Source organism: Saccharomonospora sp., assembly GCF_027317685.1.
Lineage (GTDB): Bacteria > Actinomycetota > Actinomycetes > Mycobacteriales > Pseudonocardiaceae > Saccharomonospora.
The window spans coordinates 1-1,568 of record NZ_DAHVQP010000009.1 but is presented as its reverse complement, the minus strand read 5'-3'; the positions used below and the strand labels follow the sequence as shown (position 1 = coordinate 1,568).

The 1,568-nt window shown below is 69.5% G+C and carries 1 protein-coding gene and 1 pseudogene; one reads left to right on the top strand and one right to left on the bottom strand.

The window, feature by feature from the left end; genetic code table 11:
* Positions 1-192 (bottom strand): annotated as a pseudogene (locus M7H19_RS00615) (cobalamin biosynthesis bifunctional protein CbiET); the annotation flags it as partial.
* An 86-nt stretch (positions 193-278) separates the two neighbouring features.
* On the opposite strand from M7H19_RS00615, the gene M7H19_RS00610 reads away from it, so the two are divergent.
* The coding region (locus M7H19_RS00610; RefSeq protein WP_298175744.1) for a cobyric acid synthase at positions 279-1,568 on the top strand (1,290 nt) is incomplete at its 3' end.

The following is a 1,568-nucleotide window of genomic DNA, read 5'->3' as shown; positions in this document are numbered from 1 at the left end:
GAGCGCGGCGAGGCCGTCCCGCAACGGTGAGGGCCACGTCCTGCGCGACTGGCCGGGAACGTTCGGCAGCAGCGCGAGGTGACGGGCTCCACCGAGGACGGTCTGGGCGGCCAGCACCGTGTCCTTGCCGGCGGTGTCGAGACTGTCCCAGCCGTCCGCGCCGAGCCCTACGACCGTCACGTCTTTCGCCACGATCGTCGAATCTACCGGCACGGAGAAGCTGACGAACACGCCGTGGTGGGTGTTGTCACTGCGAGGCGTCGGCGATACTCCACTATGTGGAAGCACACAGAGGACGGACGGCGCGGTTGCTCGTCGCCGGGACGACGTCCGATGCGGGCAAGACCCTCGTGGCCACGGGGCTGTGCCGGGCGTTCGCGCGGCGTGGGTTAAAGGTCGCCCCGTTCAAGGCGCAGAACATGTCGAACAATTCGATGGTCTGCGCCGACGGCACCGAGATCGGACGGGCCCAATGGGTCCAGGCGCTCGCCGCAGGGGTCGAACCGGAGGCCGCGATGAACCCCGTACTGCTCAAGCCGGGCGGCGACCGACGCAGTCATGTCGTCGTGCTGGGCCGAGCGGCGGGGGAGCTCGGTTCGGCGGAATTCCCCGAAGGGCGCGCGCATCTCGCCGACGCTGCGTACGCCGCGTACCGCGACCTGTCCTCTCGCTTCGATCTCGTCGTCTGTGAGGGCGCGGGCAGCCCCACCGAGATCAACCTGCGAGCGGGGGACTACGTGAACATGGGGCTGGCTCGGCACGACGACATCCCCACCGTGGTCGTCGGCGACATCGACCGCGGTGGCGTGTTCGCCGCATTCTACGGCACCGTGGCATTGCTGGAGCCCGAAGACCAGGCGCTCATCGCCGGTTTCGTCGTGAACAAGTTCCGTGGCGACGAAACGCTTCTCGCGCCTGGCCTGCGGCGATTGGAGGAGCTCACCGGTCGTCGCGTCTACGGAACGGTGCCGTGGAGCCCCGATGTGTGGCTCGACTCCGAGGACACCCTCGGACTCGCGGGCCGTTCGCCGGCGGAGGAAGGCGCGTTGCGGGTCGTCGTCATCCGGCTGCCCCGCATCAGCAACGTCACCGATACCGACGCTCTCGGCTTGGAACCCGGCGTCGAGGTGGTCTTCACCGCCGATCCGCGCGACCTCGCCGACGCCGACCTGGTGGTCCTGCCCGGTACCCGCGCCACCGTCGCCGATCTGGCGTGGCTGCGGTCCCGGGGGCTGGACCGGGCCGTGGTGCGCCACGCCGAGGCCGGACGGGCCGTGTTGGGTATCTGCGGAGGTTTCCAGATGCTCGGGCGCCACGTGCACGATCCGGAAGGTGTCGAGGCCCCGGAACCGGTGAGCGTGCCCGGCCTGGGCCTGTTGCCGGTGGAGACCACGTTCTCACCGGACAAGACGCTGCGGCGCTCATACGGCACGGCGTTCGGCGTCGAGGCGTTCGGCTACGAGATCCACCACGGTCGCATCACACGTGATGTGGGCGTCGAGGAGTTCCTGGGCGGGGCTCGGGTCGGTAGGGTGCTGGGCACGATGTGGCACGGGAGCCTGGAGTCG